Origin of the sequence: Microbacterium zouquanmingi, from assembly GCF_052266675.1 — a bacterium.
Lineage (GTDB): Bacteria > Actinomycetota > Actinomycetes > Actinomycetales > Microbacteriaceae > Microbacterium.
In genome coordinates, this window is record NZ_JBQPRA010000007.1 from 88,073 (window position 1) to 113,695 (window position 25,623).

A 25,623-nucleotide genomic window follows, 5' to 3' on the forward strand; every position below is an offset into this window, starting at 1 on the left:
CCGGATATTTTCCGCTGAGTCCACGATCGGAGGTCCCGATGTCCACTCCCCTTCAGAACACAGCCATCATCGGCGAGCCCGAGGTCGTCGAAGATGCAGCCCTCGCCGAGACCAGCACTGCATGGCAGATGCTGAAGGACGCCGCCATCGCGATCCGCGAACTGCAGGTCAAGGACGGCTCGATTCCCGACCCTTCGACCGGCTCAGGGATCGAAGGGGCGCACGATGCGGCGCGCGACCACGTCACAGCTCTCATCGCCGGCATCCGCGCCCTCTCCGCCGCTTTCCCGCACGATGCCGAGTACCTTGCGGCATCCATTCGCGATTTCGAGCGGTGGGCGTCAGAGGGCTTCGGCGTCCCGGACTTCCTCGACTCGCTCGTCGCCTTCCAGCCGCAGCAGCACCGCATCGACGGTATCCGGCACCTCGTCGTGTTCCCGATGTACACCCAGAACGGGTCATCCGATCGGCTGGTCGAGGCGCTCATCGTCGAAACGATCTGGCCGGAATTCATCGCCGAGCTCGAGGCGGGCGACTACGCCAACAAGCTGTTCGTCTCGCTGCGACTGATCGACTTCACGCCCGGATACGACACGAACTCCGCGGTGCTGTTCCCCGAGACCGTCGCGATGCGCGAGATCCCCACCTTCACCTGGGGCGCGATCTTCCAGGACCGCGAGGCTGCGCGCTACCGGCGCGTGGTGCGTGCAGCATCCGAGATCACCAAGCTCGATCTGCCGGCTGACGCGGCGCGGATGCTGGATGACCAAGACCTCACCGAGAAGACGTTCGTGATGTGGGACATCATCCACGACCGCACGCACATGCGCGGGGACCTGCCCTTCGACCCGTTCATGATCAAGCAGCGGATGCCGTTCTTCCTCTACTCGCTCGAGGAGTTGCGGTGCGATCTGACCGCGTTCCGCGAGTCGGTGGCGATCGAGAAGCGCCTGGCTGCCCGTGACGATCTGTCGGATGCCGAGCGGGAGATGCTCGAGCACGCATCCCTCGTGCAGTACGCAGTGATCTTCGACCGGATCTTCCGCTTCGCGATCACCGGTTCGCGCGTGCGCAACTACGACGGCCTGGGCGGTCAGCTGCTGTTCGCGTGGCTTCACCAGCACGGCGTGCTGCACTGGACCGACACGCAGCTCACCTTTGACTGGGAGGGCGTGCCGGAATCCGTGATCGCACTCAGCGACGCGGTGAACGACCTCTACTGGCGCTCGATCGATCGCCCGAAGAAGGCGCACTGGCTCGCAGCCTACGAGCTGATCAGCAGCGTGCTTGCACCGAACCCGGCATCCGTCTGGGCTCGCGGACTCACGGACGAAGTTCTCGCCGGCCTCCCCAAGGGATATACCGACGCGGTGCTGGATGACGAGTTCCCGCTGTCGATGTTCTTCGAGGCGCTCGAGAAGAAGATGCGGCCGGTGATCGAGTCGACCGCGGGGATCCGTGCGGGCGATGAGTGACCTCGGTGGTGTGCTGCTTGTTCGGAGAAGTGCTGCATATTCGGATCAATCGGCGCGATTGATCCGAGTCAAGAGCTTTTCTCCGAGGTTGTTGCACACCCAGAACGCAGGGACGAAGCAATGAGCGCACGAGGACGCGTCGTTCTGCTCGCGGGCGCGACGAGCGCAGCGGGGCTCACAGTTGCGCGTGCCCTGGCCGGCGCCGGGGCACGGGTGATCGCGACTGGGCGGTCGGCCGAACGGCTCCAACCGCTTAGCGACGTCGGGGCCCAGGTCGCGGTGACCGATGCGACTTCGTTCGACGACATGACGGCCCTCGCCGCAAAGCTCGGCCCCGTCGATGGCGTGATCTCGCTGGTCGGCGGATGGCGCGGAGGCGGAGGTCTCGCCGGGCAGTCGGATGCGGACTTTGCCGCGCTGCTTCCGGCCCTCGAGGCGGTTCGCGCCACCTCGCGTGCTTTCGACTCTCTGCTGCAGTCATCGGATGCTGGCCGTTTCGCAATCGTGTCGTCCACTGCGGTCGCCCACCCCCTTGCGGGAGGCGCGAATTACGCGGCGGTGAAGGCTGCCAGCGAGGCGTGGGCACGCGCCGTCGCGCATGGATTCGCGAAAACTGCTCGGGATGCTGGTGAACCGCTGCACGCAGCATCCGTCGTCTTCCGGGCGAAAGCGCTGGAACCGGATGCGCTCGCGACCGCCGTCGCGGGCCTGTGGGATGCCGAAGCCGCAGACCTCAACGACCGCGTGATCGACCTGGCCTGAGCGGCGCGAACCCGGGAACCGCAGCCCGCTGCGGTTGTCTATTTCGTCTCGTGCGGTTCGTCCGCGCCGGTTGCTGTGGGGATCTGCTGCTCCGGTGCCCGTTCGTAGAGTTTCGTGAGCTTGCGGTATGAGCGAGTGAAGAACGCCAGACCAGCAGCGACCACCATGATCAGTCCTGCGAACAGGCACAGCAGTGCGATGCCCCGCGCGTCTCCCTCGCCCAGCAGCCAGCCCCACTGTCGCTGCCCGTCGGCGCTGTTCATGTATGGGATCACGAAGAACTCGGCAATCGGCGCGATGAGAAACGCTGTGATCGGTGCAGCACCAGCCTCGAATGCCGCCGCCGTGCCGAATACGCGGCCCTGACGCGCGAACGGCACGACCTTCTGGATCACGGTCTGCTCTGCGGCTTCGACCGGCGGGACGAGGCACATGTAGAGCCAGATGCCGATGACGTACAGCGGCCACCATTCCCGGAGCATGAAGACCGAGCCGAGCAGACCCATCGCGATCACGACGGTCAGCATCGTGCGCACCGGCTTCTTACCCAGACCGAACTTCGCGACCAGCGCGCCGCCGATGAGGAAGCCCGTCGACCCGAACGCGAGCGCGATCCCCCACATTTGGGCGTCGAAGAGCGTCAGCCCGTACGGGTCCATCAGCGCCATGTAGACACCGCCGATGAGGTTGTTGAATGTCGAGAAGATGATGAGCGCGAAAAGACCCGGTGCCAGCCGAATCGCCTGAATGCTGCCGCGCAGGTCGAGCACACCCGATGAGTTCGGGTCGGGCACCGGTTCGGCCTCTGGAATCCGGATGAACAGCAGATGCACGACGGTCAGCGCCATGAAGACGATCGCGATGATCAGCGTCCACCCCATGCCGAGGAAACCGATCGACAGGCCTGAGAAGACGCTGGTCACGAGGAATGCGATGCCCTGCACAGTGCCGACGAGTCCGTTGGCATTGGCGCGCTTGTCTTCTTCGATGAGCAGGGTGACCGTCGTCGACAGCGCAATGTTGCGCAGTTGCTCGATCACTCCACCGAACAGGATGATCACGGCGAACAACCAGAACCAGGGTGCGCCCAGGTCGAGGAGCTGTTCTTCAGTGAAGAACAGGTAGAAGACCCCGGCAATGCCGAAAGCCACTGCCGAGACCACACTCGAAAGCAGCATCACCGCGTGTTTACGGTGCCGATCGACCACCGCGCCGAACACCATCGCGAACGCCGCTACGAGCAGCATGTACGCCCCGCCGATGATGCCCGTGGCGAGCACGGACCGCGTCTCGATGTACACCCAGAAGGTCAGAGCGAACCACAGAAAGCTCGTCGTCACATTGGCGATGAGGGTGTTGACGAGAACGCCCGCGAATGCTCGCCTGGCTATGGCTCGTTCCATGCGAAAAGACTAGCTGCGGCCTCCGACATTGCACATAGGCTGGTTCGGTGAACACTCTGCATGACCCCGCGATCCGGGGCTTCGCGTCGGACAACTACTCCGGCATCCATCCTGAAGTTCTCGCGGCCATCGTCGCGGCGAACAACGGCCACCAGAGCGCCTACGGCGAAGACGAATACACCGAGCGCCTGCAAGAGGTCTTCCGCGGCCACTTCGGCAACGGCATCCAGGCCTTCCCTGTTTTCAACGGCACCGGCGCCAACGTCGTGGGACTGCAGTCGATGCTCCCCCGCTGGGGTGCGGTGGTCGCGGCATCCACAGCGCACATCAATGTCGATGAGGGCGGCGCCCCCGAGCGCATGGGCGGGATGAAGCTGCTGACCGTCCCGACCGAGGACGGCAAGCTCACCCCCGAACTCGTCGACCGCGAGGCTTGGGGCTGGGGCGACGAGCACCGCGCACAGCCCCTGGTCGTCTCGATCACACAGTCGACCGAACTCGGCACGCTCTACACGCCCGATGAGATCCGGGCTCTCGCCGACCACGCTCACGGATACGGCATGCGCCTGCACATGGACGGCGCTCGCCTCTCCAATGCCGCCGCCGCCCTGAACCTGCCGTTGGCGGACTTCACGCGAGACGCCGGGGTCGATGTGCTCAGCTTCGGCGGCACCAAGAACGGCGCCATGCTCGGCGAAGCGATCGTCGTGCTCAACGGCGAAGCATCCGATGGTCTGATCTACAGCCGCAAATACTCCATGCAGCTGGCCTCGAAGATGCGCTTCGTCTCTGCTCAGCTGATCGCCCTCCTCGAGGGCGACCTGTGGCTGCGCAACGCCCGCCACTCCAACGCGATGGCCGCACGTCTGCGTGGGTCCATCGCGGCGGGCCTTGCCGACGGAAGCATCCGCGGTGTCGAATTCACCCAGCCGACCCAGGTCAACGGCATCTTCGCCACGCTCCCCGATGGAGTCGCCGACCAGCTGCGCAAGTCCTTCCGGTTCTACGACTGGGATGCCGCGCGCCGCGAGGTGCGCTGGATGTGCGGCTTCGACACGCAGGAGGCAGACGTCGACGCGTTCGTCGCCGAGATCGGGCGCCTCACCACCGCCTGATATTCATTCAAAGGAATATAAATACGCCTCCGATGTTGTACTGAAGACACGGCACGGCATCCGCCGGCCGCATCCCACAAGGAAAGAGGAGATCATGACTCGTTTCGACGGACGTGTCGCCCTGGTCACGGGTGGCGCAAGCGGAATCGGCAAGGCAACAGCACTGCGAATCGCATCCGAGGGCGGAACGGTCGTGATCGCCGATGTGCAGGATGACCTCGGCGCACAGGTCGTCTCCGAGATCGAGAAGGACGGCGGCAAGGCGCTGTTCATCCATCTTGATGTCACGAGCGAAGAGGGTTGGGCGGATGCTGTCGCAAAGACTGTCGATGCCTTCGGCGGACTGAACATCCTCGTGAACAACGCCGGTATCGGTGACACCGAGCCGATCGAAGTCACCACTCTCGCGACCTGGGACAAGGTCGTCGCTGTCACTCAGACCAGCGTGTTCCTCGGCATGAAGGCCGCGGGTGACGCACTGAAGAAGAGCGGCAACGGCTCAGTCGTGAACATCAGCTCGATGTACGGCATCGTCGGCTCTGGCGTGAGCCCCGCTTACCACGCGGCCAAGGGCGCTGTGCGGCTGCTCACCAAGACCACGGCGCTCGGCTGGGCGAAGGAGGGCGTGCGCGTGAACTCCGTACACCCCGGATTCATCGACACACCGATCCTCGGCGACGCTGACCGCGCAGGGCTCATCGCAGGCACCCCGGTCGGCCGTCTCGGCAAGCCGGAGGAGATCGCCGCGATGATCACCTTCCTCACCAGCGATGACGCGAGCTTCGCCACGGGTGGCGAGTTCGTGGTCGACGGCGGCTACACCGCAGGCTGATACACCTGAATGCACGCGGCGGGCCCTTCGGGGCTCGCCGCTCTGCGTTCTATCGGAAGCTGCGCCCTACCGGAGGAGCCCCAGGCTCGCGAGCGCAGTGCGGATCAACGCCCCGCGGCCACCCTCCATCTCGGCGGCGACGGCGTCGGATGCCGCTTCCTCCGGCGAGAACCAGGTGACCTCGAGGGCGTCCTGGCGAGGTTCGCAGGTGCCGGTCACCGGCACGACGAACGCGAGCGACACCGCGTGCTGTCGCTCGTCATGAAAAGCACTCAGGCCTGGCATCGGGAAGTACTCGGCCACCGTGAACGGCGTCGGCTGAGGAGGCATCAGCGGGAACGCCATCGGACCCAGGTCGTTCTCGACGTGACGGAACAGCGCATCGCGCACCGTCTCACCGAAGCGCACGCGACCGGACACGATCGTGCGGGTCATCTCTCCCATCGGAGTCGAGCGCAGCAGCATGCCGATCTCGGTGACCTCCCCGAGCCCGTCGGTACGCACAGGGATCGCTTCGACGTAGAGCATCGGCAGCCTGCGGCGCGCGTCGGCGAGTTCGAACTCGCTCAGCCAGCCGGGGTTGCTGGCATCAGCGGGCAGCTCTGCGAATTGCGAGAGGTCGTCGCCCTCGTCGTCGGGATCTGGATCTGGTGTGCGCACCGCCATGCTCCATTTCTACCAGTGTCGGTCGCCGCTGGCAGGATGGGCATGTGAGCAACTCTCTTTCGATCGATGCGAATGCGACCCGCTGGGCCCCCGCAGAACGCGACGGCCTGCCGCTTCTGGTGCTGTTGCACGGCTACGGCTCCGACGAGAACGACCTCTTCGGACTGCGCCCGTTTCTGCCAGAGGGAATCGCAGTGGCATCCGTCGCCGCACCGCTATCGCCGCCGTGGCCGGCGCCCGGTCGATCCTGGTATCCGATCGAAGGCATCAACGGGCGCCATCCTGATGGCGTGACCGATGCAGCCGAGGCGCTCCTGCGCTGGATCGATGCCGAGGCCGCTAGCGCCCCGAAGATCGCACTGCTCGGCTTTTCGCAGGGCGCGGCAGTGTCCCTGCAGGCGATGCGGTTGGATGCTGCGCGCTTCAGTGCGATCGTCGCCCTCAGCGGGTACGCGACGCCGGGCGGTCTGCCAGACGATGAGGACCTGCGCACTTCACGACCGAAGGTGTTCTGGGGCCGGGGCACGCACGACGATGTCATCCCCGAGCCGCTGATCGATCACACCTCGCAGTGGCTTCCCGACCACTCAGAGCTCACCGGGCGGGTCTATCCCGGACTCACGCACAGTGTGTCCGAAGACGAGCTGCACGATGTGCGCATCTTCCTCGAGAAGTGGCGCGACGAGTCAGCCGACTGAGTCGTCCTCGTCTGCACTCTCGTCATCGCCCCGAGGCTTGCGGCGCTTGCCGACCGAGCCGATGGCTATCGCGAAGACGATGCCGATCGCGATACCGATCGCGATGCCAGCGCCCATATTGTCGAGCGCTGACCCCATCGCCACACCGACCCCCATACCGATCGCGATGCCAGCGCCCCACCTCAGGCGCTGGCGCATCTCGTTGCCACTCATGCGATCGTCAGCCATGACTCCACCGTACGACCCCGAGTGCACTGCGCGACACCCGCATCCCTTGCGCCGCGCGACACGCCCGGGTAGCATCGATGAGTCCTGTCCGCCGTGTTTGGAAGTTCATTGATCTGAGTCGTTGCCTCCGCGCCCCTCTTTCCGCGCGCTGACACGACCCTTCCTGTACGGTTTCGCCCCGCCATCTCTGGCGCTCGTTCGGCGACCGGTGTCAGTGCACCCGCACACTCCCGGAGACAACCATGTCAACACCGACCCCCCACGCATCGGTCACCCTCGACCGCCTCACCTTCACCTGGCCGGATGGCTCCACTGCGCTCGACGGCATATCGGGCGCGTTCAGCACCGGACGCACCGGACTCGTCGGACGAAACGGATCAGGCAAGTCCACGTTGCTACGCCTGATCGCCGGCACGCTCGCGCCGACGTCGGGCTCCATCACGACCACGGGAGATGTGGCCTACCTGCCGCAGCAGTTGACGCTCGATGTCGACCGACGCGTGGCGGAGCTTCTCGGCGTCGATGGCGCGCTCGACGCCGTGCGCGCCATCGCCTCGGGCGACGTCGACCCCGCACACTTCGACGCGGTCGGCGACGACTGGGATATCGAGGCGCGAGCCGAAGCGTCTCTCGCCGAGGCTGGCCTTGATCCCTCGTTCCTCGACCGCCGCGTCGGCGAGCTCTCAGGCGGGGAGTCCGTGCTCGTCGCGATCGCCGGCATCCGTCTGCGTCGCGCACCGATCACGCTGCTCGATGAGCCGACGAACAACCTCGATCGTGATGCGCGCGCGAAGCTCGCCGACATGGTGCGGCCGTGGAGGGGCACGCTCATCGTCGTCAGTCACGATGTGTCGCTGCTCGAGCTGATGGACAACACCGCTGAGCTGTACGGGCGCGACTTGAACGTGTTCGGCGGTCCGTATTCGCAGTGGCGCGCCTGGCTGGATGCCGAGCAGGATGCCGCGCGACAGGATGAGCGCGACGCGAAGCAGACTCTTAAGAAGGAGAAGCGACAGCGGATCGAGGCGGAGTCGAAGCTGGCGGCCCGAGCTCAGATGGGACGCAAGGCCTTCGTCGAGAAGCGCGTTCCCAAGATCGTCGCCAATGGTCGGAAGATGGCTGCGCAGGTGTCTGCCGGCCGGCTGCGCACGGAGGTTGCAGAGAAAGAGTCCGCGGCACGGACTCGTCTCGATGATGCCGGCCATCGGGTGCGTTCGGATGCCACCATGAAGATCGAGCTGCCCGATCCTGAGGTGTCCGCGTCTCGCCGCATCGCGATGTTGGGTGACCAGGAGCGTTCCTGGGTCGTCCAGGGCCCGGAGCGCGTGGCGCTGATCGGTCGCAACGGGGCAGGCAAGACGACGTTACTGCAGCGGCTGGTCGCGTCTGCCGCGCTGCATAACTCCGGAACTTTTTCTCAGATCCTTGTCGATTCGGCCGGCAACCCCGCAGAACCCGAGTTCCTCAGGAGTTATGCGCAGGCGACAGCGCACACCGATCGCGTCGGATACCTGCCGCAGCGGATCGACGGCCTCGACGACGCCCGGTCCGCGATCGAGAACATCGCGAAGGCTGCGCCATCGATCCCCGAGAAAGAGCTGCGCAACCGGCTCGCCCGGTTCCTGATTCGCGGGGCCACGGCTGACAGAGCCGTGTCATCGCTCTCTGGCGGCGAGCGATTCCGCATCGCATTGGCGAAACTCCTGCTCGCCGATCCCGCCCCGCACCTCGTGGTGCTGGATGAGCCGACGAACAACCTCGATCTCGACACGGTCGATCACCTGGTGGAGGCGCTGCGCGCATACCGAGGCGCCGTGCTGATCGTCAGCCACGACGATGCGTTCCTGGCGCGGTTGGGCATCGATCTCACCCTCGAGATCGATGCGGAGGGGCGGCTGAACGAGCTGAGGTGAGCGCTACTGCGCGCGACTGCTGCGCATCGCCCGGGCGTGTGCGAGCGAGGGGTCAGCGGCGAGGGATGCGTACTCTTCAGAGTCGCGCGGCACCAGCGCAACGCGGCCTTCGGCGTCGTGGTGCGTGCCCCAGCCGTAGCGCTTGCTGAGCGGCGAGGAGCGCAGGCAAGTCTGGCCCTTCGAGAAGAACTCGGCTCTGGCTTCGGCATCGTCCGCATCGATGCCCTTGCGCAGCGCATGCGTCTCGAAGAGCACGTCGTCGGAGGTCAATCCGTACGGTCGCTCGGAGAGCAGCCGGTAGTGCAGAGCGGCGATCGAGAGGTTCTCGGCGATCGGCGGCTCCGCGCCGTGATCGATCGGACAGTCCTCCGACACCTCGATGAAAGTGCTCTGGTAGTTCGTCGTGTGCTCAGCCATGACACCACCATCTACCCCGCGGCTGACATTGTCGATAGTGGAGGCAAGATCAGAGTTGCTGCTGGAGCATCAGACCGCCAAAGCGCGACGGCAATTATGGCGTCGGCTGAACGGTGTCGAGCGCCTGATTCGCAGAACGACGTCCGATGAAGAGCCACGACAACGGCCCCACCAAAGGAACGAAGATTGCGACGAGCGTCCAGATCAGCGCCTGTGGTGAGGTGATCCGCTTGGCCGTCCGGGCGATTGAAATCAGCGCGATGACCATGAGCAGCAGCACAGCGACAACAGCCACGGACCACGTGATGTCATACGCGGCTGGCAGCAGCGGATTGTTGACGGTCGCCGGCATGCTCTGATCCTAGTCAGGGACGGTCTCTTTCCACGACTGCCGAAAGCGATACGAACGAGACAGCCGATCCAATCCCGTGGGGATGGAGATGCGCACACGAGTGTTGAGGACTTCGGACCAAAGTCCGTTCCGGCGTTTTCGGCGGACATGTCGATGGACCACGCGCAATGTCGGCCACACCGACAATGATGGAGATGTGAGAGATGTGCTCGACCGTTTCACCCCCGCGACCCAGGACTGGTTCCGCGGTGCCTTCGCCGCGCCCACCAATGCGCAGGCAGGCGCGTGGGAGGCAATCTCGGCAGGCAAGCACGCGCTGGTCGTTGCTCCAACGGGATCGGGAAAGACGCTGTCCGCTTTCCTCTGGGCGATCGACAGCGTGTTCCGCGAGAAGGTCGAGGAGCCGGATGCTGCGGGCACCCGTATCCTCTACATCTCCCCGCTGAAGGCGCTGGGTGTCGACGTCGAGCGCAACCTGCGCTCACCGCTCGTCGGCATCGGTCAGTCCGCCCGACGCCTCGGCATCGCCGCTCCCGGCGTGACTGTCGGCGTGCGCTCGGGAGACACGACCTCGAGCGATCGGCGCAAGCTCGTCGCGAACCCACCCGACATCCTCATCACGACGCCCGAATCGCTCTATTTGATGCTCACGAGTCGGGCCGGCGAGACCCTGCGCGGTGTGCACACCGTGATCATCGACGAGGTGCACGCTGTCGCCGCCACCAAGCGCGGCGCGCATCTCGCGGTGAGCCTGGAACGCCTGGATTCCCTGCGACGCGCGGCGGGGGCGGATGCTGCGGCGCAGCGCATCGGCCTGTCTGCAACCGTGCGACCGATCGATGAGGTCGCCCGATTCCTGGGCGGGTCAGCGCCGGTCGAGATCGTCGCCCCGAAAGCATCCAAGACGTTCGAGCTGAACGTCGTGGTCCCGATGGACGACATGACCAACCCGCCTGCGCCCCCGGGTGCACCGGCCCCTTCGACAAGCTCAGGGGTCGGAGTGGACGAGACCGAGTACACCGAGGTCACCGGTTCGGTCTGGCCGCATGTCGAAGAGGCCATCGTCGACCGCATCCTGCAGAACAACTCGACCATCGTCTTCTCGAACTCCCGGCGCCTCGCCGAACGTCTGACGGGGCGACTCAATGAGATCTACTCCGAGCGGATCGGTGCGCCGCTTCCCGACGCATCCGCTCCGCCTGCCGCGATGATGGCGCAGGCCGGGTCCACAGCGGGCGCCGATCCCGTGCTCGCCAAGGCGCACCACGGCTCGGTCTCGAAAGAGCAGCGCGCACTCGTCGAAGAAGAGCTGAAGTCGGGCGTCCTGCGGTGCGTGGTCGCGACCAGCAGCCTCGAGCTCGGCATCGACATGGGCGCGGTCGATCTCGTCATCCAAGTTGAGGCGCCGCCGTCCGCTGCATCCGGACTGCAGCGCGTCGGCCGCGCCGGTCACCAGGTCGGCGAGATCAGCCGCGCGGCCCTCTTCCCCAAGCATCGCGGCGACGTGCTGCACACCGCGATCGTCACCGAGCGGATGCTGGCGGGAAAGATCGAAGCGATTGCGGTGCCGCGCAACCCGCTCGACATCCTCGCCCAGCAGACGGTCGCGGCCTGCGCGCTGGATGCGATCGACGTCGAGGAGTGGTTCGAGACCGTTCGCCGCTCGGCACCGTTCCAGTCGCTGCCCCGTTCGGCCTACGAAGCAACGCTCGATTTGCTCGCCGGACGGTTCCCTTCTGATGAGTTCGCAGAGCTTCGGCCCCGGCTCGTCTGGGACCGAGATGCCGGAACCCTCACCGGTCGCCCCGGCGCACAGCGGATCGCTGTCACGAGCGGCGGCACGATCCCCGACCGAGGACTGTTCGGGGTCTTCGTCGCCGGCGAGGGTGCAGGCAGGCGCGTCGGCGAGCTCGACGAAGAGATGGTCTACGAGTCGCGCGTGGGCGACGTCTTCACCCTCGGCACGACGAGCTGGCGGATCGCCGAGATCACCCACGACCGAGTGAACGTACTGCCTGCGTACGGACAACCGGGCAAGGTGCCGTTCTGGCACGGCGACGGCATCGGCAGGCCATACGAGCTCGGCGAGGCACTCGGAGCATTCTCGCGTGAAGTCGATGCCGCACCGCCAGAGAAGGCTGCCCAGCGCCTCATCGAGGCAGGGCTCGACGAGCAGGCTCGGGCGAACCTGGTCGCACATCTGAAGGAGCAGCGCGAAGCCACCGGCACCCTCCCGACCGACCGCAACCTCACGGTCGAACGCGGCCGTGATGAGGTCGGCGACTGGCGCGTCATCTTGCATTCCCCGTACGGCATGAAAGTGCACGCCCCGTGGGCACTGGCACTCAACGCACGGGTTCGCGAACGTCTCGGCGTCGAAGGATCCGCCGTGGCCAGCGATGACGGGATCATCGTTCGTATTCCGGATGCTGACGCTGAACCACCCGGAGCCGAACTGTTCGTCTTCGATGCTGACGAGATCGAGCACATCGTCACCGCAGAGGTGGGCGGCTCAGCGCTGTTCGCCTCACGGTTCCGCGAGTGCGCCGCACGCGCGCTGCTCATGCCGCGGATGAACCCGAACAAGCGCACTCCCCTCTGGCAGCAGCGGCAGCGCTCCGCCCAGCTGCTCGAGGTGGCCAGACGCCACCCGACCTTCCCGGTGATCCTCGAGACTCTCCGCGAGGTGCTGCAAGATGTCTACGATCTGCCGTCGCTGCGGCGACTGACCACAGCCATCGCTGAGCGCCGCGTGCGACTGGTCGAGACAGAACCCGCGCAGCCATCACCGTACGCCCGTGATCTGCTGTTCGGCTACGTCGGCGCCTTCATGTACGAGGGAGACTCACCTCTCGCAGAGCGTCGCGCCGCCGCACTGTCGGTGGATCCGGCGCTGCTCGGAGAGCTTCTCGGCACGGTCGAGATGCGCGAGCTGCTCGACCCCGACGTCATCGCGCAGTTCGAACGCGAGGCGCAGCGGCTCGATTCCGAACGCCACGCACGTGGCGCAGAGGGAGTCGCCGACCTGCTGCGCACTCTCGGGCCGCTCGATGCCACCGAGGTCGCGGCCCGCCTGGAGTCCGAGTCCGCAGAAGAGGCCCAGCTCCACCTCGACGCTCTCATCGCGGCGCGCCGCGCGATCCCGGTGATCATCGCGGGCACTCTGCGCGTCGCCGCGATCGAAGATGCGGGGCGGCTCCGCGACGCGCTCGGGGCGGCGCTGCCCACCGGCATCCCGGTCGCTTTCCTCGAACCGGTCGCCGATCCGCTCGGCGACCTCGCCTCTCGTCACGCGCGCACGCACGGCCCTTTCACCACGGATGCTGTCGCCACCCGCTTCGGGATCGGCACAGCTGTCGCGCGCCACACTCTGCAGCGCCTCGAGCAGTCCGGGCGCATCACGAGCGGATATTTTCTGCCCGATGCTGCCGGGTCTGCCACCGAGAACGAGTGGTGCGACACCGAAGTGCTGCGGCGCTTGCGGATGCGCTCGCTCGCAGCGATCCGCGGCAGCGTCGAGCCGGTCTCTCCCGACGCGTATGCGCGATTCCTCCCGGATTGGCAGCACCTCACGCGGCCCCTCGAAGGAGTCGACGGCGTACTGGCCGTGATCGAGCAACTGGCCGGCGTTCCCATTCCCGCCAGCGCGTGGGAGACGCTCGTCCTGCCGTCGCGGGTGCGCGACTACTCCCCCGCGCTGCTCGATGAGCTCACCTCCAGCGGTGAGGTCGTCTGGGCAGGCCACGGCACTCTGCCTGGAAGAGATGGCTGGGTGTCGCTGCATCCCTCCGATGTCGCATCTTTCACGCTCCCGGTGGCAGACGACGAGACGCCCGATGAGCTCGAGAGCGCGCTGCTTGCGGCTCTGGCCCGCGGAGGGGCATATTTTGCGGCGCAGCTGAAAGAGATGGTCGCCGCCGAGAACGAGCAGTCCGTGCTCGAGGCACTCTGGAACCTGACCTGGTCGGGGCGGGTCACCAACGACACCTTCGCTCCCGTGCGCACGCTTCTCGCGGGCGGTTCGCAGGCGCATAAGTCCGTGCGACGGGCGCCGCGCACGCGAACGTTCCGCGGAGTCTCGTTCACCGGCAATCCGGCCCCACGGCCGACGGCAACAGGTGGCCGCTGGTCGCTTCTGCCGCAGTCCTCCCCGAGCGACGGCGCCGATGCGAACCGACGCGCCACGGTCTCGGCAGGTCTCCTCCTCGACCGCTACGGCGTCGTCACGCGCGGCGCCGTGCAGTCTGAAGGCATGCCAGGTGGCTTCGCTCAGGCGTACCGCATCCTCGCGGGCTTCGAGCAGGCCGGCCACTGCCGCCGCGGCTACGTCATCGAGCAGCTGGGAGCCGCGCAGTTCGCAGCATCCGCAACTGTCGACCGGCTTCGCACCTTCGCGAATCTTCCCGACCCGGCCCCCCTCCGCACGATCACACTCGCGGCAACCGATCCCGCGAACCCTTACGGTGCCGCGCTCGCGTGGCCGAAGCGCGAGAGCGTCTCGCATCGCCCCGGCCGTAAGGCGGGCAGCCTGGTGGTGCTCGTCGACGGTGACCTCACGCTCTACCTCGAGCGCGGAGGCCGCACGGTGTTGGCTTTCACCGACGACTCGGAAGTGCTGCGCGCTGCGGCATCCGATCTCGTCGCGACGTCGCGCGCCCGCCGACTCGAGACCCTCACGATCGAGAAGATCAACGGTGACGCCATCTACGGCACGCCCTTCGCGACCGCCCTGCAGGAAGCGGGCTTCGTTGCGACCCCACGCGGGTTCACCCTTCGAAAGGCGATCTGATCGTGTTCAGCGAGTTCTTCACCGGTGTCGGAACGCTGTTTCGCGGCTTTCGGATGTGGAAGACGCACACCCGCCTCATGGCGCTTGGCCTCATTCCCGCGTTCATCGCGTGGGCGGTGCTGCTCGTGGCCGTGATTCCGCTGATGATCTGGCTCGCGCCGATCACCGATTGGATGACGCCGTTCGCAGACGGCTGGACCGAACCGTGGCGGAGCGGGCTGCGGTTCGGCCTGGGAGCGGTGATCGTGATCGCAGCGCTCGCGCTGTCGGCTGCGATCTTCACGGCGCTCACGCTGACGATCGGCGATCCGTTCTATCAGCGCATCTGGCGAGGCGTCGAGCGTTCCCTCGGCGAAGATCCCACCGGTGAGACCGGCTTTTGGACGACCATCGGCGAGGGCATCCGGCTCGTCATGCTCGGCATCCTCGTCGCCCTTCTCACGCTGTTGATCGGCTTCATTCCCGCGGTCGGTGGGATCACGGCATCCGTCATCAGTGTCGTCCTCAACGGCCGGCTGCTCGCACGCGAGCTCACGGGGCGCGCATTCGACGCACGCGGACTCACCGGATACTCCCGATCCGGGATGCTGCGCGCAGGGCGAGCCCGTGTGATCGGCTTCGGCGTCGCGACGCAGCTGTGCTTCCTCGTGCCGTTCGGCGCGATCGTGACGATGCCGGCCGCGGTCGCCGGTTCCACTCTGCTCGCGCGCGACCTGCTGCAGCGGACGGATGCGCAGGCCGACGCTGCGGTACGGCGGCCGCAGGGGTCACAAAGTGTCGCTTCCGCGGCTCAGATGCGGCACGAAGCGACACCTCCCACGCTGGGTGCGGCGCCGCCGCCGGAGGCTCCGCGTGCCTGAGGGCGATACCGTCCTGCGTACCGCACGACGCCTTGATGAGGCACTTGCGGGGCACGAGGTCACCCGCTTCGATCTGCGCGTGCCCCAGGCCGCCACCGTCGATCTCACCGGGGCGACGATCCACAGGTGCGCGGCCCGAGGCAAGCATCTGCTGATGCGCATCGGCGACTTCACCCTGCATTCGCATCTGCGCATGGACGGCGCCTGGCTGCTGTACCGGCCGGGCGAGAAATGGCGGCATCCGGCGTTCAGAGTCCGCGCAATCGTCGGCACGCGGACGCACGAGGCGGTCGGGGTCGACATCGCCGACATCACTCTGGTTCCGACTCGTGACGAGCCGCAGCTGACCGCTCACCTCGGCCCCGATCCGCTCGCGGAAGACTGGGATGCCGCAGAGGCTGCTAGACGCCTCAGCAGCGATCCGCGCAGCATCCACGTCGCGCTCCTCGACCAGCGCAATGTCGCCGGCTTCGGCAACGAGTACGCGGCTGAGCTGCTGTTTCTGCGCGGAATCCTGCCGACCACTCCGGCTGCCGACGTCGATACGAGCGCACTCCTCGACCTCGGCGCGCGAACGATCCGCGCGAACCGCGATCGCGTCGATCGCACCTTCACCGGAGTGAACCGCCGAGGCCAGACGACCTGGGTGTACGGTCGCGCGAACCGTCCCTGTCGCCGCTGCGGAACACTCATCCGGCGCGACGCGCAGGGCGCTGACCCGACCCGCGAACGGGTCACTTTCTGGTGTCCGAGCTGCCAGCGGTGAGGATCATCCCGATTCGGGAATGAATTCGGCATTCTCGTGGTTGTGATTATATCCGGGCAGTTCCGGACTGGGAGGAATCTTGGGTAAGAACTACATCGATATTGAAGACGACCACGGCGCGACGCTTCGCTATCGCAAGCACGTCAACGGCCGAGGGCTGATCGCGCACGGCGCGAAGGTGCACCCGAAGGCTGTTGTCGAGGTTGGCGCCTATGTCGAACCGGGGGCGCGCGTAGGTGCAGGCGCCCACTTGATCCGCGGAGCGTGGATCGAACCAGACGCCGTCATCGGCGAGAACGCCTACATCGACGCGCACGCGCACATCGGCGCGGGTGCGGCCGTCGGAGACGGCGCCCACATCGGCGTCCGCACCGAGATCGGCGCGGGAGCACTCATCGCTCGCGGCGCGCGAATCGGAGACGACGAGATCGTCGCCGCGGGCCTGCGCATCACGACCGACCGCAAGGGACTCTGGCTGGCGGCCTGACCCCCGCCGGGTAGCCTGATTCCATGGCAACGCGCACGATCGACCCCCGCACTTTCCGTCTGGGGGTCGTTCCTGGCGCGACAGCCGGCAAGTGGATCGACACGTGGAAGCAGCGGATGCCGCGCATCCCGATCGAGATCGTGCCGATCGAGTTCGCGTCGCAGCGCGCTGCGATCGAAGAAGTGGATGCTGCGCTCGTGCGCCGTCCGCTCGAGGACATCGACGACCTGCATGTGATCCCGCTGTACGACGAGGTTCCCGTCGTCGTGGCATCCGCAGAGTCGCATCTCATGGCTGTCGATCAGCTGACTGCCGACGACCTCGTCGGCGAAGTCCTCATCACGCCCGGCGATGACGTGCTCGGACCGCTGGATCTTCCGACTGTCGCACCGGGGTTCGCACCGATCGCGACGACCGAGGAAGCCATCGCGACCGTGGCATCAGGCGTCGGAATCGTCGTGGTGCCGATGTCACTGGCGCGGCTCCATCACCGCAAAGACGTCGGCTACCGGCCGTTGCTTGCAGGACGAACGTCCCCCGTCGTGCTCGCCTGGCGGCGAGAGCACACGACGGAGGACGTCGAGACTTTCATCGGAATCGTCCGCGGCCGCTCCGCGAACTCTTCGCGCTAGTCGAGTCGCGCCCCGGGTCAGCCGACCAGCACCAGCGCTTCGACCGTGAGGCCCCCGGCCCCGGCATCCACACGGACCGCGCCGCCGTCGACGAGGTGACCTGCGACCAGCAGATCCGCGATCCGGTCATCGACCTCGCGCTGGATCAGCCGGCGCAGTGGACGCGCACCGTATTCGGGCTCGTAGCCGTGCTCGCCCAACCATTCCACCGCAGCATCGGTCACCTCGAGCGTCACCGAACGATCGTCGAGCCGCGCTGAGGTCGCCCGCAGCATCAGCCGTACGATCTCGCCCAGCTCCGAACGGCTGAGCTTCTGGAACAGCACGATCTCATCGATGCGGTTCAAGAACTCCGGACGCATGGCCTCACGGAGCTTGCCCATCACCCTGGCCCGCAGATCCTCCATCGACGAGAAGCCGTTGGCGGAAGCGTCCTCGGATGCCACGAATCCGAGTGCGCCAGAGCGCGACGCGAGGAACTCCGACCCGACGTTCGACGTCATCACGATCACCGTGTTGCGGAAGTCCACCGTGCGACCCTGACCATCAGTGAGGCGCCCGTCATCGAGCACCTGCAGCAGCAGGTTGAACACGTCGGGGTGCGCCTTCTCGATCTCGTCGAACAGCACGATCGAGTACGGGTTGCGCCGCACGCGCTCGGTGAGCTGACCGGCCTCGTCGTAGCCGACGTATCCCGGAGGGGCACCGACGAGACGCGACACCGTGTGCCGCTCGCCGAACTCGCTCATGTCGAAGCGGATCACGGCGTTCTCATCGTCGAACAGGCGATCGGCGAGGGCCTTCGCGAGCTCGGTCTTTCCGACACCGGTCGGGCCGAGGAACAGGAACGAGCCCACCGGCCGTCTCGCATCACCCATTCCGGTGCGACTGCGGCGGACGGCGCGTGCGACCGCGGTCACGGCGTCATCCTGCCCGATCACACGATCGTGCAGCTCGGCCTCGAGGTCGGCGAGACGCTCGCGCTCACCTTCAGTGAGACGGCTGGCGGGGATGCCGGTCGCACGAGCGATCACCTCTGCAATCTCGCGCTCGTCGATGACAGCCTCACCTGCGCTGAGAGCAGACCCAGACGATGCCGCATCGATCCGCGCCTGCACCGCAGCGGTCTCATCGCGCAGCTGCGATGCCTCCTCATACTTCTCGGCTGTCACTGCCGCGTTCTTGCGTGCCTCGATGTCGGCGAGCTCGGCCAGGAGAGCCGAGGTGTCCACGGGAAGACCGAGCTTCAGCCGCAGCCGCGCACCCGCCTGATCGATGAGGTCGATGGCTTTGTCGGGCAACACTCGGTCAGGCAGGTAGCGAGCGCTCATGTTGACCGCGGCGCGCAGCGCAGCATCCGTGTACGTCACCTGGTGGTGCTGTTGGTACGCGTCCTTCAGCCCCTCCAGAATCCGCACAGCGTCGTCGGCGGACGGCTCGTCGACTTTGACGGGCTGGAAGCGGCGCTCCAATGCCGGGTCCTTCTCGATCCGGCGGTACTCGTTGAGCGTGGTCGCGCCCACCATGCGCAGGTCGCCACGAGCGAGGCGAGGCTTCAGGATGTTTCCGGCATCCATGCCGCCGTCACCTGCGCCACCGGCGCCGACGACCGTGTGCACCTCGTCGATGAAAACGATCACTTCGCCCTCTTGCGCGGCGATCTCATCCATCGTCTTGGTCAGGCGCTCCTCGAAGTCGCCGCGGTAGCGCGTGCCGGCCAGCATCCCAGGAAGATCGAGCGTGATCACGCGACGCCCCTCCAACTGTGCGGGAACCGAACCGTCGACGATCGCCTGAGCGATGCCGTCGACGATCGCCGTCTTGCCGACGCCGGCCTCACCGATCAGCACGGGGTTGTTCTTCGTACGACGGCTGAGGATCTCGATCGTCTGCTCGATCTCATCCGAACGCCCGATCACCGGGTCGAGTTCGCCCGCGCGTGCACGGGCGGTGAGGTCGATACCGTACTTCTCGAGCATGGAAGAGCCGGATGCCGCGGCATCCGATTCTGGATTCTCTCCGCCGACCGGGGCGGCGACATGCTCGCGCGCACCCTGTGTCAGGGCCTCTGCGGTGACGCCGGCCTGGGCAAGGACCTGTCCTGCAGGAACGTCCTGTCCGAGCACGAGCGCGAAGAAGAGGTGCTCGGGGTCGATGTAGGTCGCACCAGCCGAGCGCGCCACCTGGTACGCGTGGAACAGGGCTCGGCTCGCGCTCGGAGTGATAGTCGCCGCATCCGCGCCCGTTGCCTCACCGGGCATCGGCAGTCGCGCCTCCACCGCAGAGATGACCTGCGCGGGGGTCACGCCGAGGTTCTTGATCGCACGCGCGACGGCATCATCCTCGACGATCGTGCGCAGCACGTGCAGCGCGTCGAGTTCGGTCTGACCGCGCTCGAGCGCGAAGCGTCCGGCGCGCTGCAGGATCTGCTGAGTGCGCGCGGTGAGGAACCGGCTGAGGTCGATGGATCGCGCCTGCCGGGCCTGTTCGCCTGCGAGGTATCGGGCGAGGAAGTCGTCGAACGATCCCGCGCCGGCATCGTTGAAGTCGTTGGCCATTTCATCCTCCTGAAAACTTGAGTCTTGTTCACTCAAGTATAAAGTTGAGTGTACTGCACTCAGGTTCAACGTGGGGTGGGCCGGAGTATTCCCGTCGCCGCGAATAGAATCATGAGATGGCCTCGATCCTGTACGTCTGCGTGAGGCCGGAGCAGGGCGCGGCAGATGCCGAGCACCGATCGTTCCGGCGCGCTCTCGGCGTTCCCTCGCTCGACCGATGGAACCTGCTCGACCGGCCGCTCGAGGAATCGATCTCCGACCGCTACGACGGCATCGTGGTCGGCGGCTCCCCGCTGAACGTCGTCGTCGACGAACGCAGCGACCTGCAGAAGCGCGTCGAGGAAGACCTTGAATCGATCGCCCGGAGCGCGATCGACGGCCACCTCTCCGCCATGTTCACCTGCTACAGCATCGGTGTCCTAACCCGGATGCTGGGCGGCACAGTCGGCACGGCCGTCCCTGAATCCACCCGTGCAACAAGCATCCGCCTCACCTCCGCCGGCACGGCCGACCCGCTCTTCGCGGCGAGCACACCCGCGATGTCCGTGCTCACCGCGCACAAGGAGGGCTCGATCGAGCCACCGCCGGGCGCCGTGCTCCTCGCCACGAACGACGACTGCCCCGTGCAGGCATACCGGGTCGGCGACCGGCTGTACGCGACGCAGTTCCACCCCGAGGTCACACCACAGGACTTCGTGGATCGGATGGCCTACTACCGCACGACCGGCTACTTCGACCCGCACGAGTACGATCTGACGGCCGAGCGTGTGCTCGCGGCATCCGTCGACGGCACCGACCTGCTCGCGCGCTTCCGAGCGTTCGTCAGCGACCGGTCTTGAGGTCGATCTGCTCCTGAAGGTATGTCCCGAGCGGCCGGTACGAGCTGCCTGACCAGCGCACCATCGGCACACCGTCCTGCAGCGCGAGCGGCCCCGAGACGCCACCGGCATCGACGGCTGCCACGTCGATCACCGACCAGCCCACGTGGACGACGTCTCCCTCTCGGAATCCGCCGCGCAGAGCCATCTGTCTGCGTGCAGCGCGTTCACGCGCCGATTCTGCCGCGTAGCCGCGGCGGCCAGGGTCGGCCGCCCGCAGGATCTCCCCGGTGGCGAGCACTCCCTCATCCGTGAGCAGCAGAACCCCCACGTGCCAGGCCTCGTCAACGCGCACGATCCGCTGACCGCGCCACCGCGAAGAGCGCTCCTCGCCGAGTCCTTCTTTCGGGATGCCGGTGAGCGCCGCCCGTGCCGCACGCAGCACGTGGACGCAGCTCACAGCTCTCCAGGAGGCTCGGTCGCGGCAGGGGCGAGCTTCGCTCGATCGCCGCGCAAGATCATGCCGATGAGGGGATACAGCAGCACCGAGAGCATGCCAGCTCCGACCAGCGCTGCGGCAATGGCCGGGCTGAGCAGCTCTTCACTCACGCCGATGGCGGTCACCGCCACGATGATCGGCAGGCCGGTGGCAGCCAGCATGCCGATCGCGCCGCGCTCGCGCAGCGACGCTCCGCGGGGCGCAGAGAACTGCGCCGCGGTTCCGCGGATTACCAGCAGCGCCACCAGCAGCCCTGGAACGAGGGCGAGCGCAACAGGTGACGCGAGCAGCGAGCCGAGATCGAAAGTGACGCCGGTGTAGATGAAGAAGATCGGCACGAGCAAGCCGAAGGCGATGGCCTCGAGCTTGCTCTCGATCGCCTCCGCGTCGGCCTTCGGCGCCCTGGTCATGATGATCCGCCACACCGCGCCCGCCACGAACGCGCCGAGCAGCATGTCGAGATCGAAGAACACACTGAGCCCGACGAGACCTGCCAGAAGCATCAGCACGAATCGCACGCCGAACTGCTCGGAAGTGTGCAGGGTCGCCCTGATGAAGTCGTGTAGCCGACCGTGCGAGGCACGGCGCGCGATGAAGATCACGATTCCGGCGAGCAGCACGAACGCGAGGAGGATGGCTGCGGCCACCGGTGCACGCCGGGTGCTGAGGAAGATCGAGATCGCGATCAGAGGAAGGAACTCCCCGACCGTCCCGATCGCGGTCACCACCTTGCCGAACGGAGTTCCCAGCTCACCGGCATCGCGCAGGATCGGCATCAGCGTGCCGAGGGCCGTCGAGCTGAGCGCGATTCCGATCACGACCATGCTCTCGGAGGGCGCGATCAGCAGTCCGACGCCCACACCGAGCACGAGGCTGAGCACCCAGCCGATCGACGCGCGCACGAGAGGGCGCCCCGCTACGGCGCGAAAGTCGATCTCCGCTCCGGCCATGAAGAACAGCATCGCCACGCCGAAGTCCGAGAGCCGATCGACCACGACGCCAGGGGCGACCCACCCGAGGACCGCGGGACCGATGAGGATGCCGAGCGCGAGCTCGAAGACGATGATCGGCACGCGTACGGCTCGGCGCAGCCCCCTGGCGAGCAAGGGGGCTGCCACAGCGAGCACCGGTATCAGGATGAGTCCCATGTCACTCGCGTTCACTCGCTCAGATTAGCGACATCTCGGCGCTGGGAACGCACCCGCCGATTCGCCAGCGCCGCGGTGCACGGGGCAGAATCGATGCACACCCCTGCAAGGAGCATCCATGTCTCAGATCGATACCGCACGTCTGCTCATCGCCTGCGATGACCAGCCCGGGATCGTCGCGGCCGTCGCGAACGCCCTCGCTCAGCACGGCGCGAACATCATCTCGCTCGACCAGCATTCCACGGATGCCGCGGGCGGGCGCTTCTTCCAACGCACGGTGATCCACCTTCCGGGGCTCGCCGCCGCCCGCCCAGAGCTTGAAGCATCGCTGAGCGAAGTGGCAAAGCGATTCGACATGGAGTGGTCTCTGCACGACACCGCACGCCGCAAGCGCGTCGCGATCTTCGTCTCGAAGTACGACCACTGCCTGATGGAGCTGCTCTGGCGCCAGCAGCGCGGACAGCTCGACGTCGACATCACCATGGTCATCTCGAATCACCCCGATCTCGCGGAGGCCGTGCGCACGTTCGGCGTGCCGTTCATGCACATCCCCGCCACGGACAAGGCGGCGATGGAGGCGCGTCAGCTCGCGCTGCTGCAGGGCAACGTCGACCTCGTCGTGCTCGCGCGGTATATGCAGATCCTCACCGATGACTTCATCGAGCAGGTCGGGGCGCCGATCATCAACATCCACCACTCCTTCCTGCCGGCCTTCATCGGCGCGAACCCCTACGCACGCGCCAAGGAGCGCGGAGTGAAGCTCATCGGCGCCACCGCGCACTACGCCACCGCCGACCTCGACGAGGGGCCCATCATCGAGCAGGACGTCACGCGCGCCTCGCACGCCGATTCCGCAGCGGATCTGCAGAATCGCGGCGCTGACGTCGAGCGTCAGGTGCTCGCTCGCGCCGTGCAGTGGCACGCGGAAGACCGCGTGATCGTGCACGGTCACTCGACCGTCATCCTGTAGCCCGCCCTGATTCCGGGCGGGCGGATGCTACGCCGAGTGCCCAGCAATCAGCTCAGCGAAGACGTCGGCCGCATGATCGCGGGTCGCCAGCGGCGCGCCCTGGCCGAGCCAGAGCGACTGCAGCTCGCCGAGGTTCTGCTGTCCTGCCGCCGTGCGGAAGCGACCGGTGAGCCAGTTCTGCATCGGGAACTGCGCGATCGTGCCGCTGGCCTCGATCGCCCGCACTGCGCGGTTTCGCGCGCCGCGCGCAAGCCGGCCGCTCATCGCGCGGGTCAGCACGCTCTCGTCCGCAGCCGTCGCGCGGATCGCCGCGCGGTGCGCATCGTTCGCGGCGGATTCCGCAGTCGCGAGGAAGGCCGTGCCGACCTGAACCCCGGATGCTCCGAGCGCGAGCGCAGCAGCCACACCTCGCCGGTCGGCAATGCCACCGGCCGCCACCACAGGAACAGAGAGGGCGTCTGCCACCTGCGGCACGAGCGCGAACGTGCCGACCAGGGAGTCTTCTGCCAAGCGCAGGAACGACACCCGGTGTCCGGCCGCCTCCGCGCCCGAGGCGACGACGACATCCGCACCACCCTCCTCAAGAGCGACGGCTTCGGCGACCGTCGTCGCGGCCCCGATCACGCGGATGCCGCGACGATGGGCCTCGTCGACGATCTCGGCCGAGGGAACTCCGTAGACGACGCTGAGCGCCGCGGGAGCTGCCTCCCAGATGGCCTCGATCTGCTCGTCGAGCGAGGGTAGATACGCCTCAGGGCGAGAGGGGATCTCGACGCCGACGGCCTCGTAGAACGGTTGGAGCGCCTGCGCGAAGACGGTGTGCTGGGGACCGGGGAGGACCTCATCACCCGTCGGCAGCCAGATGTTCAGTGCGAACGGCTGGTCGGTCGCCGCACGCAGCGCCGCGGCCGTCTCGCGGATCCGCGCTGCGTCGTATCCGTACAGACCGTAGGCGCCGAGACCACCAGCGTTGCTGACCGCCGCGGTCAACGCGACCGATGACATTCCGCCGAACGGACCGAGCAGGATCGGATGCTGAATGCCGAGCACTTCACGCAGATCACTCATGCCCTCCACGGTACGCCTCGGTGTGAAGCGAGTACCCTGTGTGACATGACATTCTCCGGCGCACTCGAGCAGCTGATGCAGCTGGTCGCGTCTGTGCTGGGGCTGACGGCGATGCCCGATCTCTCCACGATGGAGATCGCCGTGCTCACCCTCGCCGTCGCCGTGCTGGCCGTCACGACCCTTGCTGTCGTGATCACGCTGGGCATCTTCCAGACCGGCCAGGGTTCATCGCCGCATCCGCTTCGCGCCATCGGCGCATCCGTTCTGCTCGCCCAGAGCGATCCGGGAGCCGCAGGCCATCCCCGTCCGAGGGCGCCGGGAGTCGCGCGCGCCGTGTGACCGTCCGTTCGTGACGGGAACACGGCACACCGCCGACCCCTCCCGACACTTCGAACGGACACTCCCTTGGACATCTATGCCTTCCCGCCGATCGCGGCGGTCCTCGACTTCGCCTACAACGCACTGACCGCGCTCTCCGCTCTACTCGAACCTCTCGCGGGTTCTGCGGCCTCAGCTGCCGCCGTCATCCTCGTCACTCTCCTCATCCGCGCACTCCTCATCCCTGTCGGCATCTCGCAGGCCAAGGCCGAGCAGACGCGCGCCCGACTCGCGCCGAGGCTGCGCGAGATCCAGAAGCGCCATAAGAAGAACCCCGAGCGGCTGCAGCGCGAGACCATGCAGCTCTACAAGGACGAGAACACCTCGCCCTTCGCCGGATGCCTGCCCGTGCTGTTGCAGGCTCCGATCGTCGGCATCCTCTACTCGCTGTTCCTGCGCGCCGATATCGCGGGCCACCCCAATGAGCTGCTCAGCCATGACCTGTTCGGGGCCTCACTCGGGACGAGCCTGTCGAGCATGCTGATCGATGGACCCTTCTCGCTCGCGACGCTGCTCGTGTATCTCGCGCTCATCGCGATCATGATCGGCGTCGCGGAGGTCACGCGACGCGTGTTCCGTCCCGTTCCGGTCGATGACTCGCCACTGTCTTCCCCTGGGATGCTGCGCATGATGAACGCTCTGCACTACTTCTCTGCGGTGTTCGCCGTGTTCGTCCCGCTGGCGGCATCTCTGTATCTCACCGTGACCGTGGCATGGACGCTCGGGCAGCGTGTGATCCTGCGGCGTCGCTACCCGCTGCCCGTGGCTGCGTGAGGACCCGCGTGAACG

Annotated in this window: 24 protein-coding genes; 15 read left to right on the forward strand and 9 right to left on the reverse strand. The window is 66.6% G+C overall.

All coding sequences use genetic code 11. From position 1 onward, the window contains the following. Positions 1–38 precede the first annotated feature (38 nt). Both ACTU6V_RS14785 and ACTU6V_RS14790 read left to right on the forward strand, forming a co-directional pair. Complete coding sequence (locus ACTU6V_RS14785) at positions 39–1,475, forward strand: DUF6421 family protein (protein WP_443475931.1); 1,437 nt, start codon at positions 39–41, stop codon at positions 1,473–1,475. Between the two features lie 120 nt (positions 1,476–1,595). After that, the gene (locus ACTU6V_RS14790; protein WP_443468780.1) at positions 1,596–2,237 is read left to right on the forward strand and encodes an SDR family NAD(P)-dependent oxidoreductase; all 642 of its coding nucleotides are present in this window, start codon (positions 1,596–1,598) and stop codon (positions 2,235–2,237) included. Between the two features lie 38 nt (positions 2,238–2,275). Here the strand turns inward: ACTU6V_RS14790 and ACTU6V_RS14795 are convergent, their stop codons facing one another. Then, positions 2,276–3,640, reverse strand: coding sequence for an MFS transporter (locus ACTU6V_RS14795; protein WP_443468779.1), 1,365 nt, complete (start codon positions 3,638–3,640; stop codon positions 2,276–2,278). A gap of 47 nt (positions 3,641–3,687) precedes the next feature. Here ACTU6V_RS14795 and ACTU6V_RS14800 point away from each other — a divergent pair, with 47 nt between their 5' ends. Then, complete coding sequence (locus ACTU6V_RS14800) at positions 3,688–4,755, forward strand: threonine aldolase family protein (protein ID WP_443468778.1); 1,068 nt, start codon at positions 3,688–3,690, stop codon at positions 4,753–4,755. A 94-nt stretch (positions 4,756–4,849) separates the two neighbouring features. Beyond that, positions 4,850–5,587: an SDR family NAD(P)-dependent oxidoreductase gene (locus tag ACTU6V_RS14805; protein WP_443468777.1), complete on the forward strand. Its 738-nt coding sequence runs from the start codon at positions 4,850–4,852 to the stop codon at positions 5,585–5,587. Positions 5,588–5,653: 66 nt separating this feature from the next. On the opposite strand, the gene ACTU6V_RS14810 is transcribed toward ACTU6V_RS14805, so the two are convergent. Further along, on the reverse strand, positions 5,654–6,253 hold the full coding sequence (locus tag ACTU6V_RS14810; RefSeq protein ID WP_443468776.1) for an NUDIX hydrolase family protein: 600 nt from the start codon (positions 6,251–6,253) through the stop codon (positions 5,654–5,656). 44 nt (positions 6,254–6,297) lie between these two features. Here ACTU6V_RS14810 and ACTU6V_RS14815 point away from each other — a divergent pair, with 44 nt between their 5' ends. Beyond that, complete coding sequence (locus tag ACTU6V_RS14815; protein WP_443468775.1) at positions 6,298–6,951, forward strand: alpha/beta hydrolase; 654 nt, start codon at positions 6,298–6,300, stop codon at positions 6,949–6,951. Here ACTU6V_RS14815 and ACTU6V_RS14820 read toward each other — a convergent pair. Continuing rightward, complete coding sequence (locus ACTU6V_RS14820) at positions 6,940–7,179, reverse strand: hypothetical protein (protein ID WP_443475932.1); 240 nt, start codon at positions 7,177–7,179, stop codon at positions 6,940–6,942. The genes ACTU6V_RS14815 and ACTU6V_RS14820 overlap by 12 nt on opposite strands. 242 nt (positions 7,180–7,421) lie before the next feature. Between ACTU6V_RS14820 and ACTU6V_RS14825 the strand changes: the two genes are divergently transcribed. Continuing rightward, positions 7,422–9,092 (forward strand): ABC-F family ATP-binding cassette domain-containing protein, encoded by a 1,671-nt coding sequence (locus ACTU6V_RS14825; protein WP_443475933.1) that lies wholly within the window; start codon positions 7,422–7,424, stop codon positions 9,090–9,092. A 3-nt stretch (positions 9,093–9,095) separates the two neighbouring features. Here the strand turns inward: ACTU6V_RS14825 and ACTU6V_RS14830 are convergent, their stop codons facing one another. Together ACTU6V_RS14830 and ACTU6V_RS14835 are read right to left on the reverse strand one after the other, a co-directional pair. After that, the gene (locus ACTU6V_RS14830) at positions 9,096–9,509 is read right to left on the reverse strand and encodes a DUF6157 family protein (RefSeq protein ID WP_443475934.1); all 414 of its coding nucleotides are present in this window, start codon (positions 9,507–9,509) and stop codon (positions 9,096–9,098) included. Between the two features lie 94 nt (positions 9,510–9,603). Next, positions 9,604–9,861 carry a PLD nuclease N-terminal domain-containing protein gene (locus tag ACTU6V_RS14835; protein ID WP_443468771.1) on the reverse strand — a complete coding sequence of 86 codons (258 nt, stop codon included), beginning with the start codon at positions 9,859–9,861 and terminating at the stop codon, positions 9,604–9,606. A 196-nt stretch (positions 9,862–10,057) separates the two neighbouring features. Here ACTU6V_RS14835 and ACTU6V_RS14840 point away from each other — a divergent pair, with 196 nt between their 5' ends. The 5 genes from ACTU6V_RS14840 (at position 10,058) to ACTU6V_RS14860 (ending at position 17,395) form a co-directional block, all read left to right on the forward strand. Beyond that, positions 10,058–14,650: an ATP-dependent helicase gene (locus tag ACTU6V_RS14840; protein ID WP_443468770.1), complete on the forward strand. Its 4,593-nt coding sequence runs from the start codon at positions 10,058–10,060 to the stop codon at positions 14,648–14,650. Between the two features lie 2 nt (positions 14,651–14,652). Continuing rightward, positions 14,653–15,510 (forward strand): EI24 domain-containing protein, encoded by an 858-nt coding sequence (locus ACTU6V_RS14845; protein ID WP_443468769.1) that lies wholly within the window; start codon positions 14,653–14,655, stop codon positions 15,508–15,510. Continuing rightward, positions 15,503–16,276, forward strand: coding sequence for a DNA-formamidopyrimidine glycosylase family protein (locus tag ACTU6V_RS14850; protein ID WP_443468768.1), 774 nt, complete (start codon positions 15,503–15,505; stop codon positions 16,274–16,276). Before ACTU6V_RS14845 ends, ACTU6V_RS14850 begins: the two co-directional genes overlap by 8 nt. Positions 16,277–16,355: 79 nt before the next feature. Beyond that, a complete protein-coding gene (locus tag ACTU6V_RS14855; protein ID WP_443468767.1) occupies positions 16,356–16,763 on the forward strand; it encodes a transferase in 408 nt (135 codons plus the stop codon). Between the two features lie 23 nt (positions 16,764–16,786). Then, a complete protein-coding gene (locus tag ACTU6V_RS14860; protein WP_443475935.1) occupies positions 16,787–17,395 on the forward strand; it encodes a LysR substrate-binding domain-containing protein in 609 nt (202 codons plus the stop codon). A 17-nt stretch (positions 17,396–17,412) separates the two neighbouring features. Here ACTU6V_RS14860 and ACTU6V_RS14865 read toward each other — a convergent pair whose 3' ends face one another. Beyond that, positions 17,413–19,953 carry an ATP-dependent Clp protease ATP-binding subunit gene (locus ACTU6V_RS14865; protein WP_443475936.1) on the reverse strand — a complete coding sequence of 847 codons (2,541 nt, stop codon included), beginning with the start codon at positions 19,951–19,953 and terminating at the stop codon, positions 17,413–17,415. A gap of 116 nt (positions 19,954–20,069) precedes the next feature. Here ACTU6V_RS14865 and ACTU6V_RS14870 point away from each other — a divergent pair, with 116 nt between their 5' ends. Next, positions 20,070–20,792, forward strand: a complete 723-nt coding sequence (locus tag ACTU6V_RS14870) for a glutamine amidotransferase-related protein (RefSeq protein ID WP_443468764.1) — start codon at positions 20,070–20,072, stop codon at positions 20,790–20,792. On the opposite strand, the gene ACTU6V_RS14875 is transcribed toward ACTU6V_RS14870, so the two are convergent. Together ACTU6V_RS14875 and ACTU6V_RS14880 are read right to left on the reverse strand one after the other, a co-directional pair. Then, the gene (locus ACTU6V_RS14875; protein WP_443475937.1) at positions 20,776–21,231 is read right to left on the reverse strand and encodes a glutaminase; all 456 of its coding nucleotides are present in this window, start codon (positions 21,229–21,231) and stop codon (positions 20,776–20,778) included. The genes ACTU6V_RS14870 and ACTU6V_RS14875 overlap by 17 nt on opposite strands. Continuing rightward, a complete protein-coding gene (locus ACTU6V_RS14880; protein ID WP_443468762.1) occupies positions 21,228–22,433 on the reverse strand; it encodes a cation:proton antiporter in 1,206 nt (401 codons plus the stop codon). Before ACTU6V_RS14880 ends, ACTU6V_RS14875 begins: the two co-directional genes overlap by 4 nt. Before the next feature lie 103 nt (positions 22,434–22,536). Between ACTU6V_RS14880 and purU the strand changes: the two genes are divergently transcribed. After that, the gene (gene purU, locus ACTU6V_RS14885) at positions 22,537–23,388 is read left to right on the forward strand and encodes a formyltetrahydrofolate deformylase (RefSeq protein WP_443468761.1); all 852 of its coding nucleotides are present in this window, start codon (positions 22,537–22,539) and stop codon (positions 23,386–23,388) included. A gap of 27 nt (positions 23,389–23,415) precedes the next feature. Here purU and ACTU6V_RS14890 read toward each other — a convergent pair whose 3' ends face one another. Next, positions 23,416–24,456 (reverse strand): NAD(P)H-dependent flavin oxidoreductase, encoded by a 1,041-nt coding sequence (locus tag ACTU6V_RS14890; protein ID WP_443475938.1) that lies wholly within the window; start codon positions 24,454–24,456, stop codon positions 23,416–23,418. Between the two features lie 45 nt (positions 24,457–24,501). On the opposite strand from ACTU6V_RS14890, the gene ACTU6V_RS14895 reads away from it, so the two are divergent. Then, positions 24,502–24,795 (forward strand): DUF6412 domain-containing protein, encoded by a 294-nt coding sequence (locus tag ACTU6V_RS14895; RefSeq protein ID WP_443468759.1) that lies wholly within the window; start codon positions 24,502–24,504, stop codon positions 24,793–24,795. A 66-nt stretch (positions 24,796–24,861) separates the two neighbouring features. Continuing rightward, positions 24,862–25,608, forward strand: a complete 747-nt coding sequence (locus tag ACTU6V_RS14900; RefSeq protein ID WP_443475939.1) for a YidC/Oxa1 family membrane protein insertase — start codon at positions 24,862–24,864, stop codon at positions 25,606–25,608. Positions 25,609–25,623: the final 15 nt, after the last annotated feature.